Origin of the sequence: Microbacterium sp. PMB16 (genome assembly GCF_051294855.1) — a bacterium.
GTDB lineage: Bacteria > Actinomycetota > Actinomycetes > Actinomycetales > Microbacteriaceae > Microbacterium.
Window position 1 is genome coordinate 790,716 of the sequence record NZ_CP145908.1, and the last position, 13,319, is coordinate 804,034.

General features: G+C 69.9%; 13 protein-coding genes. 2 read left to right on the plus strand and 11 right to left on the minus strand.

Annotated elements, in window-relative coordinates; all coding sequences use genetic code 11:
* Positions 1-138 precede the first annotated feature (138 nt).
* Positions 139-1,200 (minus strand): enoyl-CoA hydratase/isomerase family protein, encoded by a 1,062-nt coding sequence (locus tag V5D55_RS03815; RefSeq protein WP_435747829.1) that lies wholly within the window; start codon positions 1,198-1,200, stop codon positions 139-141.
* A 110-nt stretch (positions 1,201-1,310) separates the two neighbouring features.
* Between V5D55_RS03815 and V5D55_RS03820 the strand changes: the two genes are divergently transcribed.
* Positions 1,311-3,443 carry an ATP-binding cassette domain-containing protein gene (locus V5D55_RS03820; RefSeq protein ID WP_435747831.1) on the plus strand — a complete coding sequence of 711 codons (2,133 nt, stop codon included), beginning with the start codon at positions 1,311-1,313 and terminating at the stop codon, positions 3,441-3,443.
* A gap of 72 nt (positions 3,444-3,515) precedes the next feature.
* On the opposite strand, the gene V5D55_RS03825 is transcribed toward V5D55_RS03820, so the two are convergent.
* Positions 3,516-3,965 carry a hypothetical protein gene (locus V5D55_RS03825; protein ID WP_435747833.1) on the minus strand — a complete coding sequence of 150 codons (450 nt, stop codon included), beginning with the start codon at positions 3,963-3,965 and terminating at the stop codon, positions 3,516-3,518.
* A 135-nt stretch (positions 3,966-4,100) separates the two neighbouring features.
* Between V5D55_RS03825 and V5D55_RS03830 the strand changes: the two genes are divergently transcribed.
* A complete protein-coding gene (locus V5D55_RS03830; protein ID WP_435747835.1) occupies positions 4,101-5,567 on the plus strand; it encodes a DUF222 domain-containing protein in 1,467 nt (488 codons plus the stop codon).
* Positions 5,568-5,679: 112 nt separating this feature from the next.
* Here V5D55_RS03830 and V5D55_RS03835 read toward each other — a convergent pair whose 3' ends face one another.
* The 9 genes from V5D55_RS03835 to V5D55_RS03875 all read right to left on the minus strand — a co-directional run bounded on the left by V5D55_RS03835 (position 5,680) and on the right by V5D55_RS03875 (position 13,316).
* The gene (locus V5D55_RS03835; RefSeq protein ID WP_435747837.1) at positions 5,680-7,002 is read right to left on the minus strand and encodes a glutamate-1-semialdehyde 2,1-aminomutase; all 1,323 of its coding nucleotides are present in this window, start codon (positions 7,000-7,002) and stop codon (positions 5,680-5,682) included.
* Between the two features lie 31 nt (positions 7,003-7,033).
* Positions 7,034-8,011, minus strand: coding sequence for a porphobilinogen synthase (gene hemB, locus V5D55_RS03840; protein WP_435747839.1), 978 nt, complete (start codon positions 8,009-8,011; stop codon positions 7,034-7,036).
* Entirely contained in the window at positions 8,008-8,802 is a 795-nt protein-coding gene (locus V5D55_RS03845; protein ID WP_435747841.1) for a uroporphyrinogen-III synthase, read from the minus strand. Before V5D55_RS03845 ends, hemB begins: the two co-directional genes overlap by 4 nt.
* The gene (gene hemC, locus V5D55_RS03850) at positions 8,799-9,794 is read right to left on the minus strand and encodes a hydroxymethylbilane synthase (protein WP_435747843.1); all 996 of its coding nucleotides are present in this window, start codon (positions 9,792-9,794) and stop codon (positions 8,799-8,801) included. The genes V5D55_RS03845 and hemC overlap by 4 nt, the downstream gene beginning before the upstream one ends.
* 8 nt (positions 9,795-9,802) lie before the next feature.
* The gene (hemQ, locus tag V5D55_RS03855) at positions 9,803-10,480 is read right to left on the minus strand and encodes a hydrogen peroxide-dependent heme synthase (RefSeq protein WP_435747845.1); all 678 of its coding nucleotides are present in this window, start codon (positions 10,478-10,480) and stop codon (positions 9,803-9,805) included.
* Positions 10,481-10,542: 62 nt separating this feature from the next.
* Positions 10,543-10,818, minus strand: coding sequence for a hypothetical protein (locus V5D55_RS03860; protein ID WP_435747847.1), 276 nt, complete (start codon positions 10,816-10,818; stop codon positions 10,543-10,545).
* Entirely contained in the window at positions 10,805-11,212 is a 408-nt protein-coding gene (locus V5D55_RS03865) for a phage holin family protein (RefSeq protein ID WP_435747849.1), read from the minus strand. The genes V5D55_RS03860 and V5D55_RS03865 overlap by 14 nt, the downstream gene beginning before the upstream one ends.
* A 1-nt stretch (position 11,213) precedes the next feature.
* A complete protein-coding gene (locus V5D55_RS03870) occupies positions 11,214-11,618 on the minus strand; it encodes a hypothetical protein (protein ID WP_435747851.1) in 405 nt (134 codons plus the stop codon).
* A gap of 144 nt (positions 11,619-11,762) precedes the next feature.
* Entirely contained in the window at positions 11,763-13,316 is a 1,554-nt protein-coding gene (locus V5D55_RS03875; protein WP_435747853.1) for a protoporphyrinogen/coproporphyrinogen oxidase, read from the minus strand.
* Positions 13,317-13,319: the final 3 nt, after the last annotated feature.

A 13,319-nucleotide genomic window follows, 5' to 3' on the forward strand; every position in this document is an offset into this window, starting at 1 on the left:
ACCTTCGCTGACAGCGAACCTTTTCGCCCCCGGCCTGCGGTTTCTGCACCCGGACGAAGAACGGCTCAGGTTGCATTCGAGCGAATGGAGACGTCTCTTCGCGGCGGTGTGGCGGGGTCTCTTCGCGCGGATGGAGACTCAGAAGAGCGGATGCGGCGGCACGTACTCGCGCGCGCCGGCACCGGCATCCGGTGCGAGCTCGGCGAGGGTGGGCGGGTCCCAGCGCGGGTTCCGGTCCTTGTCGACCAGTTGGGCGCGGATGCCCTCGACCAGGTCGGGGTGCTCGTTCACGAACCACAGCACCCGCCGATACTCGCCCTCCAGCGCCGCCCGGAGGTTCGGCAGCTCCCTGGCCTCGCGCACCGCGTCGAGCGTGACGACGAGCGCTGTCGGCGCGAGCCCTTCGAGGAGGTCTGCCGTGGCCGCGGCATCCGTCGTCCCCTGCGCCTGCAGTCGCTCGACGATCTCGGCGACCGTCGGCGCGGAGAACGCCTCGTCGACCCATTCCTGCGATGCGGGCAGTTCCGACGGCTCCGGTGTCTCATCGAACAGCAGCACGATCTCACTGGGGCCGGTCGGGTCAGCACGATAGGCGAGAGCCTCGCGCAGGGCGTCGAGTCGATCGGACGGCACGAAGTGGTCGGCGAACCCGAGGTGCACGGCATCCGCTCCGCTCATCGCCGCCCCGGTGAGGCCGAAGTACTCGCCGAACCGTCCGGGCGCGCGCCCGAGCAGCCAGGTGCCGCCGACGTCGGGCGTGAACCCGATGCGCGTCTCCGGCATGGCCAACTTCGAGCGCTCGGTGACGATCCGGATGGCCGCGTGCCCCGCCAGCCCGATGCCACCGCCCATCGTGATGCCGTCGGCAAGCGCGACGAGCGGCTTCGGATACTCCGCGATCATCGCGTTCAGCGCGTACTCCGCCCGGAAGAATTCGGCGGTCTGCTCGGCGTGACCGGCGACGATCTGCGCGTGCAGCGCACGGACGTCACCCCCCGCGCACATTCCCCGGTCACCGGCTCCGTCGATCAGGACGATCTGTACATCGGTGTCGTGGACCCACGCCGTGAGCGCCTGCGTGAGCTGCTCGATCATGCTGATGTCGAGCGCGTTGATCGCCTCGGGGCGGTTCAACGTGAGCCGTCCGAGCGCGCCTTCCGTGCGGACGAGGACGCGGGGCGCAGGCGTGGAGTCGGTCACGCGTGCCAGGCTACCCCGTCGCCGCGGGGTCCGAATCCGCACGAAATACGCGATCCGGGGGCTTTTCCGGCAGGATAGGGGGAACTGTTCATTGCAACGAGAGGTCGCGGATGCCCGACGGACAGGTGCTCGAGTTCACGAATGTGACGAAGCGCTTCAATGAGGTGACCGCTGTCTCCGACTTCTCCGCTCGCGTGGAGCCCGGAGCCGTCACCGCCTTCCTCGGCCCGAACGGAGCAGGAAAGACCACGACGCTTCGCATCCTGCTCGGTCAGGTGCGAGCCACATCCGGCACTGCCACGATCGGCGGGACCGCGTTCGCGGAACTCCGCCAACCGCTGCGCACGATCGGCTCAGTGCTCGAGGAGACGGTCTACCGCCCCCGGCGCACCGCCAGCCGTCAGCTGACGATCGCCGCCAAGGCCAACGGCATCCCGCTCGCCCGCGTCGACGAGGTGATCGCGCAGGTCGGCCTCGGCAGCGAAGCCGACTCCCGCATCGGCGGCTTCTCGCTTGGAATGCGCCAGCGCCTGAGCGTCGCGCACGCGCTGCTCGGCGACCCCGGTGCACTGGTGTTCGACGAGCCGGCGAACGGCCTCGATCCCGAGGGCATCCGCTGGATGCGTCTGCTCATGCGCCGCCTGGCCGATGAGGGCCGCACCGTCCTGGTGTCGTCGCACCTCCTGAGCGAGATCGAACAGGTCGCCGACAACGTGCTCGTGCTGTCGAAGGGCAAGCTGGTCCTCGCGAGCGGCATCGAGACCCTGGCCGACCCGAAGGCCGGTTCCGTGGTGGTGGATGCGGCCGATCGCGCCGCGCTCACCGCCGCACTGACGACGGCCGGCTTCGACGTCGAGGTGCTGCGCTCCGGGCTCACCGTTCGCGGTGGAGACGCCGGAACGGTCGGTGCCGTCGCCGCAGAGGCCGGCATCGCGCTGAGCACGCTCGTGCAGCGCGGCCCGACGCTGGAAGACGTGTTCATCGACCTCGTGCGCGGCGGCAAGTTCGCTCCGCGCAGCGAGGGTGCCGCGCAGCAGGTCGTCGTGCCGCGGGATGCCGTGGTTCCGGGTACGGAGGCCGGCGTTGTCGCCGGTGCGGCCGGTGCGGCCGCGCTCGTCGGCGCCGCGGCGCTGCCCGGGATCGTCACCCCGGAAGAGGCGCCGGATGCTGCCGCCGAGGGCCAGGAGAGCCCCGCGGAGGAGAACGCGGACGACGAGGATGCTGTCGACGAGAACACTGTCGACGAAGATGCTGCTGACGCACCCGTTGCCGACGTGAGCTCTGCCGACGCGCCTCCGGTCAGCGAGAACGAGGCGGACGACGCTTGCGCAGAGGACGTCGGTGTTGAAGCGCCACCTGCCGAGGATGAGGCCGCGGAATCGGTCCCGGCTGTCGAGGGCCACGCCGACGAGGAACTCGGCGATGCAGCATCCGCTGATGAAGAGGTCGCGTCCGAGACGCAGAGCGACGATGCGCACGACGAAGGCTCGGCGCCGGAGGCTCCGGCACGCTCGTTCGACGAGATCCTGTTCGGTTCGGCCGCGCCGGCTCCCGCAGCCGCGCAGGCCGAGGGCGAGGCCGACGAGCCCCGCCATGATGTCTCCGAGGTCTTCGCCACCACCGAGCAGGGTGAGGCGAGCGACGAGGGATCGTCGGCCGAAGACGGCGGCGTCGCGGGCGCCGATACGGAGTCCGACGTCGCTGCGGACGAGCCCGTCGGTGTGGAGTTCTTCACCGAGCTCGGCGCGACGGACTCCGCAGAGGATGACTCCACGGAGGATGCCTCCGCTGAGGATGACTCCGCTGAGGGCGATGCGCAGGAGGGAGAGGCCGACGCCTCGACCGAGGACGGCGAGCACGACCCCCGCTCCGCCGCAGTGAGCACGATGCTCGCGGCAGCCGCACGCGCCTACTACGAAGACGAGCCGAAGGATTACCCGCTCGGCGAGGCAGGGTCGGATGAGGCACCGTCGGACGAGGCAGTGTCCGACGAGGCACCGTCCGAGGACGTTCCGTCCGACGAGGCACCGTCCGAGGGCGGCCCGTGGAGCGTCGCATCGACCGGTGTGATCGACACCGTTCCCCGCGCGGCGGACTCAGAGTCGGCTGACGAAGGTTCCGACGAGGGGGCGACCGACGAGCACCCGACTCCCGAGGAGAACGCGAACGACGCCGAGGAGCAGCACGAAGGCGAGCACCACGAAGGTGAGCACCACGAAGGCGACGAGCACCATCACGGCTGAGCGTCGAATCCACTGACGAGAAAGCCCTCCGCACCGAAGGTGACGGAGGGCTTCTCTGTGTCAGGCGGGTCGTCAGGCGGGTCGTGGACGGATGACCGGACGCCGACTGCCTTTGGTCACGGGGATCGGCGCCGTGGCAACGATCTCTTCGACGTCGGCGGGCTCGGTCGACACGTCGAGACGCAACGCCTGCGTGAGCGCCAGACCGTGGCTGGTGGTGAGGATCAGTCGGCGGTACTGCTCGTCACCCTCGAGGTCGATGACGACGCTCGGACGACGGCGGCGGATGAGGACGAAGTCCAGGCTGCCCGCCGCCTTCCAGCTGCCCGCGGCGAGGATCCCCGGGATGTGAGTGCCAGGATTCGGCACGCCCCGCAACCAGGTCCACGCGTCTTCCGTGAGCTGCACCTTGGTGATGGTGTCACGGGCGATGCGGACGTTCTGGCGGTGGAAGGTGGCGGCACGCTCGATCGGCGAGAGCACGACCTCCAGTTGCGTCTGGTCCAGCAGCAACGTCACCATTCCCCCAGTCTGCCAGCGCGCCCCTGCCAGATGTCTGGAAGTTGCTCACAGGAACGCAACGATCCGTTGTGGGATCGCACCAGTTCGCTGAAATCGACTCTTCCCATATTCGAACATATGTACTACACTCGAGACATGGCAATCACTCACATCGACGACATCGAGCAGCGACAACTGCTCCTCGATGCGTGGGTGGAGAAGCGGCGCCGAATCGCCGCACTCGAGGCTGAGGCGTCGACGCTTCTCGCCGACCGGATGCGACTCCTCGATGCCGACGTGCGCGAGCATCCGCATCATCGCGAGGCGATCCACCGATCGATGATCGCGGAGTACTCCGCCGCGGGCCACCTGTCGAAGGGCAGCATCGAGTACGCGTTCACGGACGCCCTCTTCCTCGATGCCGATCATCCGGCAGTTCGCGAATCGTTCCATCGCGGCGACATCACGGCGGCGCACGTGCGAGAGATCGTGCGCGCGGGTGCGATCGTGCGTCAAGCCGTCCGCGACGGGCGGGTCGATGCCTCGACGCTTTCGCTCTACGACGCTGCTGCACTGGTCGTGGCGGAGCGCGACTGCCCCATGCGCACGCGCGCCCTGCTGCGACAGATCGCCGCATCTCTGGCTGGCGAGACTGTGACCGATCGCCACCGCCGGGCCGCCGGAGAGAGATCGGTCACGATGAAGTCGCTCGACGACGGCCTCGCCCTCCTCCAGGTCGTGTTGCCCGAGCACCTCGCCGCCGCGATCCTCGACCGACTCACGAAGCTCGCGCAGCAGGTGATCGCCGCTCGCCGCGACGCCGATCCCGTGCGCCCTCTCGATGCGCGCGACGCTGGTCCCGACGCGATCTTCCTCACCGACCTCCTCCCCGACGACCCTCGTCGCGACGATCCGATCCTCAACGAGCACGGCACCCGCTGCCGGCCCGACCACGAGCTGAGCGACGAGCACGTCATCCACGGCGAGGGCGGCACGTTCGCGGTCGACCCGAGTCTCGACATCGAGCACGTGCCGGCCGATGAGCGCACGATCGATCAGGTGCGCGCCGATCTCCTCAGCGATCTGCTGCTCGCCAGCGACCCCAGTGCCGCGAGCGGAACCGGCCTCGAAGGCATCAAGGCCCGAGTCCAGGTCACGGTCGCCGCGTCGACGCTCGCCGGAGCTGACGACCGTCCGGCCGAACTCGATGGATTCGGACCCCTGCACCCCGACATCGCGAGAGCCATCGCCGCGCTCGGGGACTCCTGGTCACGCCTGTTCCTCGACCACACCGGCATGGTGACGGCGACCGACGCGTATTCGCCCACCGAGGCGATGCGGCGACACCTCCGGGCGCGAGACCAGCATTGCCGATTCCCCGGTTGCCGCATGCCCGTGCATCGGTGCCAGATCGACCACAACCACGATCACGCCAAGGGCGGCAGAACCTCGAACGACAACCTCGCCCACTTCTGCGCAGGGCACCACGTGCTGAAACATCCCGACATCCCCGACAGCTATCGGTGGTCGGCACGGCAGCTCCCCGGGGGAGAGATCGAATGGATCAGTCCCCTCGACCGGGTCTACACCGACGCCGTCCCGCGACGCGTGATGTTCGTCTGACCGCGACCCCCGCTGACCAGCTACCAGCTACCAGCTACCAGCTACCAGCTACCAGCTACCAGCTACCAGCTACCAGCTACCAGCTACCAGCTCAACGCCGGCGAGTACCTGCTCAGGGCCGCGCGGCCGCCGCAGCAGCCGCAGCAGCCGGGAGAGCGGCCTCGATGACCTGGAGCTCTTCCTCCCCGTGCGCCGCCGTGAGGAACCACGCCTCGAAGACGCTCGGCGGAAGCGCGACACCCTGCTCACGCATGGAGTGGAAGAACGGCGCGTAGCGGAACGACTCCTGCGCCTGCGCCTCGGCGTAGTCCCGCGGAGCAGAAGCGCGGAACGACGCGTTGAACAGGTTGCCCGCGGTGGCGACCGCGTGCGTCACGCCCGCCTCATCCAACGCCGCGTCGAGCCGCGTAGCCAGACGAACGGATGCCGCATCCACGGTCTCGTACACATCCGGGGTCGCAAGACGAAGCGTCGCGAGGCCCGCCGCGACGGAGAGCGGATTGCCCGAGAGCGTCCCCGCCTGGTACACCGGCCCCAGCGGCGCGAGCAGATCCATGACCTCGGCGCGGCCACCGATCGCAGCCAGCGGCATCCCTCCGCCGACGACCTTCCCGAAGGCGATGATGTCGGGCACGTACTCCTCGCCGGCCGCGGCCTGAAGACCCCAGTAACCGGCCGAGTGCACCCGGAACCCGGTGAGCACCTCGTCGAGGATCATCAGCGCGCCGTGCGCGTGCGCAGTATCGGCGATCAGACGGTTGAAACCGGGGAGCGGTGCGACCACCCCCATGTTGGCCGCCGCCGCCTCGACGATGACCGCGGCGATGCGCGGGCCATGCTCGGCGAACACCGCGGCGAGAGCCTCGGGGTCGTTGTAGCCGATGACGAGCGTCTGGGCGGCGACCGGCGCGGGAACTCCCGCAGAACCAGGGAGCGCCAGCGTCGCGACACCCGAACCCGCCTCGGCGAGCAACCCGTCGGAGTGGCCGTGATAGTGACCGGCGAACTTCACCAGCAGGTCGCGTCCCGTCGCGCCGCGAGCCAGCCGGATCGCCGTCATGGTCGCCTCGGTCCCGGTCGAGACCAGGCGCACCCGCTCCACCGGACGGACGTCACCGAACCGCACCCGATCCGCGATCAGCTCAGCGAGTTCGACCTCGCCCTCGGTCGGCGCCCCGAAAGACAGCCCCCGCGTCGCAGCCTCCTGCACCGCAGCGACGATCTCGGGGTGCGCGTGCCCGAGCAGGGCAGGGCCCCATGAGGCGACGAGATCGACGTACGAGTGCCCGGCGGCATCCGTCACGGTCGCACCCTTCGCCGAGGCGAGGAATCGCGGCGTGCCCCCGACCGAGCCGTACGCGCGCACCGGCGAGTTCACCCCACCGGGGATCACCGCGCGGGCAGCAGAGAACAGGTCGTCATTGCGGTCGGTCACAGCACACTCCTCGGATGATGCGCGACGCGAGTCAGTCGCGCAGCCAGCGGGCGGCCTCGGTCGCCCAATACGTCAGAACGGCGTCCGCACCGGCGCGACGGATCGACAGCAGCGACTCCAGCACCGCGCCCCGGCGATCGATCCAGCCGTTCGCGGCAGCAGCCTCGATCATCGCGTACTCGCCGGACACCTGGTATGCCCACACCGGAATACGCACGGTGTCGCGCACCTCACGCAGCACGTCGAGGAACGACATCGCAGGCTTCACCATCACGATGTCAGCGCCCTCCGCCTCATCGACGACAGCCTCCCGCACACCCTCGCGGCGATTGCCCGGGTCGAGCTGATAGGTGCGCCGATCGCCGGTGAGCTGAGAGTCGACGGCCTCGCGGAACGGGCCGTAGAACGCGCTCGCGTACTTCGCCGCATAAGCAAGGAGAAGGGTGTCGGCGAAGCCCTCGGCGTCGAGAGCCGCGCGGATGACCGCGACCTGGCCGTCCATCATCCCCGAAAGACCGAGCAGCTGCGATCCGGCCCGCGCCTGCGCGAGCGCCATCGACTCGTAGCGCTCGAGCGTGGCGTCGTTGTCGACGGAACCGTCGGAAGCGAGCACGCCGCAGTGGCCGTGGTCCGTGAACTCGTCGAGGCACAGGTCGGTCTGCACCACCAAGGCGTCGCCGACCTCGGCGGCCAGGGCCTCGGTCGCGACGTTGAGGATGCCACGGGGGTCATCGGCTCCGGAGCCACGCGCATCGCGCACCGCCGGCACGCCGAACAGCATCGCGCCGCCGACCCCGGCCTCTGCTGCCTCGACCGCGGCAGAACGCAGCGAATCGAGTGAGTGCTGGGCGACGCCCGGCATCGACCCGATGGCGACCGGCTCGGTCAGGCCCTCGCGCACGAACATCGGCAGCACGAGCTGCCCCGGCTGCAGCGACGTCTCGCGCGCGAGATTGCGCACGGCCGGCGACTGGCGCAGACGCCTCATCCGGACTTCGGGGAAGCTCACGGCGCGAACTCGTCGGCCGCGTGCGGAAGTGTGAAGTGCGAGACCGCGTCGATCAGGGCGTCGACCGTCTGCCGGTCGGCGACGACCGAGACAGGGAGCCCGGCCCTGCGTGCATCCTGCGCGGTACGCGGACCGATCGCAGCCAGCAGCGTCTCGTCGGGAATCTCAGGGAACTGCTCGCGCACCTGCTCGGCGACCGAGCCGCTCGTGATGAGGATCGCGTTGATGCGCCCGTTCTCGACATCGCGGCGGATGCGCTCCGTGACGGGAACCCCGACGGTGCGATAGGCGACGACGCTGGCGACATCGTGCCCGGCGCTCGAGAGGAGCGTGCTGAGCACCGGCTTCGCGATCTCGCTGCGCAGCGCCAGGATGCGACGGGGCTCGGTTTCGAGAGCGATCAGCTGCTCGGCCATGCCTTCCGCGGAGTTGTCCTGCTCTGGCACGAGCGCGACCTCGTAACCGACGGCCTGCAGCGCAGCCGCCGTGGTCTCCCCGACGGCGGCGATCCGCGTCGAGCGCGGAACGACCGCCCGATGCGCGAAGAGCACGTCGACCGTGGTGGCGCTCGTGACCGTCAGCCAGTCGAAGGCGCCGGCGGCAAGCTGCTCGAGAGCGCCGTCGAGGCCCGCCTGATCAGTGGTCGGTGCGAAGTTGATGAGTGGCGCGACGACCGGCACCGCACCCTGGGCGCGGAGGCTCGCGGCGACGCCGTCGCCCCACGGCCCGCCGCGGGGCACAAGGATGCGCCAGCCGTCCAACGGTCGGTCCTGCTTCGTATCGGATGTCATGAGGAATGCTCTCGGGTGACGAGTCCAGCCGCCCCTTGATCGAGCAGCCGACGGGCAACAGTGAACCCGAACTCGCGCGCTGCGTACGTCGGGTCTGCACCATCGGCAGCATCCGCTCCATTGCCACTGCCGTTCCGACGAATATACTCCCCGTTCAGGTCTTCCGTGACGTCGAGACCGATCCGACGGCTCCCGTCGGCGGCGTAAACCACCGTCCTGACGCGGATCGCGGCCCCTTCGACCACGGCGTGCGCGGCCATGGGGGCTTGACAACCGGCATCCAGACCCTCGAGAATCGCGCGCTCCACGGTGATGGCCAGCCGCGTCTCCGCGTCGTCGAGCGCCGCGAGCGACGCGAGCAGCTCTGCCGGAGCATCCGCCCGCGTCTCCACCGCGAGCGAACCCTGGCCCGGCGCCGTCGGCCACTCGGCGAGGCCGAGCTCCTCACGTCGAAGCGGTGAGTCCGATCCCAGCCGCGACAGCCCGGCCGCCGCGAGGATGACCGCGTCCAGCTCGCCCGACGCGACGCGAGCGAGCCGCGAGTCGACGTTGCCGCGGATGTCGACGACCTCGGCGTGCGGCGCCCGGCGATGCACCTGCGCGATGCGCCGCGGCGAACCGGTGCCGATCGTGCTGCCCGAGTGCCGTTCATGCAGCGGCACCCCGTCGCGCGTGAGCACGACATCGCGGGCATCCTCCCGCCGCGGGGTCGCGGCGATCACGAGACCCTCGGGAATCGCAGTCGGCAGGTCCTTCAGGGAGTGCACGAGGAAGTCGCACTCCCCCGCGAGGAGCGCCTCGCGGAGGCGGGTGGCGAAAATGCCCTGGCCGCCGATCTCGGAGAGCGACGCCCGGTTCGTGTCACCCTCGCTGGTGATCGGGACGAGCTCTACTCGACGACCGGACACCTTCTCGAGGGCGGCGGCGACATGACCGGACTGCGCCTGCGCGAGCGCGCTGCGCCGGGTTCCCAGGCGGATCGGGGTGCTCATCGCGCGACCTACTGCAGCACGTCCGCGATCTCGTCGAAGCGCAGGCGGCGCCCCGTGTAGAAGGGCACCTCCTCCTTCACGTAGAGACGCGCGTCGGTGTAGCGGAGGTCGCGCATGAGGTCGACGAGGTCGGTGACATCATCGGCCTCGAGCGGCAGCAGCCACTCGTAGTCGCCGAGAGCGAACGCGGCGACGGTGTTCGCGATGACACCGGTGAAGGCCGCGCCCTTGCGTCCGTGATCGGCGAGCATCTTGCGACGCTCGTCCTCGGGAGCGAGATACCACTCGGGCGTGCGCACGAACGGGTAGAGGCAGAGCCAGTCCTTGGGCTCGACGCCGCGGAGGAAGCCGGGCACGTGCGCGCGGTTGAACTCCGCGTCGCGGTGCACGCCCATCACGTTCCACACGGGGAGCAGCGAGCGCAGCAGCTCGGTGCGCCGGAGGCGTCGGAGCGCCTTCTGCAGTTCCTCGGCAGTCGCGCCGTGCAGCCACACCATGAGGTCGGCGTCGGCCTTGAGGCCGGAGACGTCGTAGAAGCCGCGGACGGTCACCCCGGAATCCTCGACGTAGGAGACGATCGTCTCCAGCTCGGTCGAGTCCGATTCGGTGACGGGTACATCGGGATTGCGTCGCCAGACCGCCCAGAGGGTGAATCCGGACGGGTTCTCTTCGCGCTCTTCGGACATGTCTCCAGTCTGCCCCCTTTGCGGAGGGGTCGCGAACGCGGTGTCCTCCGCGCTCACCGAGCTCAGCGGGAGAGCGCGCGGGCGATGATCCAGACCGCCCCGCCCACCGTCGCCGCGATGGCCACCGCGGCCGCTGCTGCGCCGATCGGGTTGCGGTCAGCGAAGGCCCTCGCCTTCGCGATCGCCCGCGTCGACGCCTTCTCGACGCGACGGGGGATGTTCCCCTTGATCTCGATCGCGGCCAGCGCCGCCTTCAGCTCGGCGCGCGCCGATTCCCGGTCGTCGACGATCCCGGCGGGAACCACGGTGCGCGGCACCAGGGAGTCAGAATTCGTCATCGCCGGCCTCCTTCACGATTCGGATGTCCTCGGCGACCGCCTGCGCAGGGTTCTGCCGCTTGAGGAGCTTGCGGAACTTCAAGATGCCGAGCAGGGCGAAGAAGAGCACCGCCAGGATCAGGATGCCGAAGACGGCGAGCGCGGACAGCCAGACCGGCCACCACGACGAGAGTCCGGCGATCGCGAAGACGAGGATGACCGGCACGGCCCAGAACAGGAAGAACAGCGCGACGAGGAACCAGACAGAGCCGATCCCGGCGTCCTTCGCGGTCTTCGAGATCCACGCCTTCGCCGCGTCGATCTCGGCCTTGACGAGCCTCGTGACCAGTTCGGGCAGATCGCCCAGCAGTGTCAGCAGACTGTCGTCTGCGCGGTCCCGGTATCCGCGAGGCATGTCAGGCGCCGGGCTTCTTCGGCGCCGGCTTCTTCGTGGCGCTGGTGGTGCGAGTGCGGCTTGATGTCTTCGCCTTGACCTCGTCGGCCGCGTCCTCTGCCGCGTCGGCGACCTCTTCGGCCGCTTCCTTGCCGGTGGCGATCACGGCGTCGAGCTTCTGCCCGGGGCTGCCGTTGCCCGTGACCGACTTGACGACCTTCACCGCGCCGGTCCACAGCGCGCCCGGAACAGCTGCCGCCTTGTCACCGACGAAATCCTTGACCTTGCCGACGTGCTCCTGCACGGGAGCGGTGTGCCAGACCTTCAGCCACTGCTTCTTGATCTGTTCGTAGCGTTCCTGTCCGGCACGAGTGCCGAGGACATAGCCGACGCCGAGTCCTACGACGAGTCCGATCTTCCCCTTCATGGGGTCTCCTCACGTTGTTCCGGCTTCATTCGCCCGTGTGGGCACCGACCGGGGGCCGCGAGGCCCGCCTGCCAGGTACCCAGCGTAGCTCCGTATGCCGATTTCGGCATCTAAACGGCGAAGGGGTTGACACATAGCGATTCGTCAGTCCCACAACAGGGCCCGACGCAGGCGATCGGCTTCGTCCTTCGCGTCGGGGATGACCTGCGCCAGCCCCGTTCCGGCGAGCCAGGCTCCGACGGCGGCGAGTCCGGGAACAGCCTGCAGAGCCGCGCGTGCGGCCGCCCGCCGCGCACCCGAGCCGATGATCGACGCCGGCTGGGACTGCACGTAGCGCGCACGGTGCGCGGCGATCAGTGCGCCTCGCACCAGAGGCGCCCCGAGCAGCGCCGCCGCCTCGCTCAGAGCGAGATCAGCAGCATCCTCGTCGCTGAGCGCCGCGGTCGCAGCCGGCTCACCCTGGGCGCCGAACGACACCCGGACGATCTGCCGGTCGCCCGCCGCCTCGCGCAGCCAGCGCCACTTCGCGGTCGAGTGGGTGAGCGCCTTGGCCGTGTGACTGCCGGGCACGGTGAGCACACCGGTGCCGCGAGGCGCCGCGGCCAGCTGCGGAGCGTCGAGCAGCAGCGTGACGATCTCGATCTCCGGTGCCGACGATTCTTCGGCGTCTACAAGCGCCGGCACGCTGTCGGCGAGGAGCTCGCGAGCAGCCCCTTCCGACGTCGCGACGATCACCGCGTCCGCCGCGATCTCCTCCAGGTCCACGGCCCCCTCGGGGTCAACGGCCTCCTCCTCCGGAGACTCCGTCGCCTCGGCATCCGCCACGCTCTCGACACCGATCGTCCACGCCTCGCCCGCGCGCGTCGCCGACAGGACGCGCGCGCCGGTGCGGACCTCCGCGCCCAGCTGCCCCAGATCGGCGACCAGCGCATCGACCAGCACGCTCATCCCTCCGGACAGCCCTTCGACTGCAGCGCCCGGCGCCTTCGCGACCTCGGTGCCGCCGGCCTTCGCGGCTCGCGCGGCGGCATCGTCGCGCAGCGCCTGCACGGCGCCGGACAGCGAGCCGACGCGGGTCAAGGCGGCGTTGAGCCCCGGCGCCGCCACATCGACGTCGACATCGTCGGGTGAGGCGGAGTAGACCCCGGTCGTGACCGGCGCGACGAGACGGTCGCGCACCTTGGCGCCCATACGTGACGCGACGAGCCGGCCGAGGCTGAGCTGGTGCCCGATGGTCAGTGGCGGCCGCACCCGGTCGAGATACGCGCGCCAGGCGCCCGACCAGCCGATCACGCGACGGACGTCCTCCTGGAACGGATTCGCCGGGATGCCGAGGAGGCCTCCGACCGGGAGTGGAGCCGCACCGACACCGGGGATGCCGGCCAGCCAGGCGCCACCGGCCTCGGGCGCGACGATGCGGTCGGTGAGGTCGAGTTCCCCCAGGAGGGCGCGCACGTGTCCGCCGCGGGTCGCGTAGCTCTCGGCTCCCGCATCGATCACGACCCCGTCGAGCTCGGCCTGCCGGATCGCACCGCCGACAGCATCCGACGCCTCGAGCAGGGTGACGCGCATGCCGATCTTCGCGCATTCGCGGGCGGCGATCAGGCCGCCGATGCCACCGCCGATGACGACGACGTGCCGACGGGCAGCCCGTGCGGCGAGGTCGGCGGGTTCGGCGCGGGCAAGATCGGCGGTCATGCC